At 45.2% G+C, this 252-nt stretch carries 1 protein-coding gene; it reads left to right on the top strand.

What is annotated here, in order from left to right:
- Nucleotides 1–252: hypothetical protein (locus R0J92_RS25005; protein WP_411053669.1), on the top strand; the 252-nt coding region annotated here is incomplete at both ends.

Raw genomic sequence — 252 nt, 5'->3', positions numbered from 1 at the left:
CGTGAGTTTAACTTCACAGCGCGATCGCGGAACTACTTTTACGTTACAACTTCCTCTTAATATCGCCACCGCCAGACTTTTAATCTGTGAAGCAGGAGGACGTTTTTATTCTCTCCTCGCGCAAAAAGTGCATCGGATGTTACTTCCCAAACCCGAACAAATCGAGAATCAACTTTTACAGTGGGAGGAAGGCGGAGAACTGCAACTACTTCCCATTCTTCCCCTCAATCAAGTGATACATCAAGAAGAGAC

This window comes from Tritonibacter sp. SIMBA_163, assembly GCF_046535935.1.
GTDB lineage: Bacteria > Pseudomonadota > Alphaproteobacteria > Rhodobacterales > Rhodobacteraceae > Epibacterium > Epibacterium scottomollicae.
Note: the sequence above shows the minus strand (reverse complement) of the source record. Positions and strands in the feature narration are given on the sequence as shown.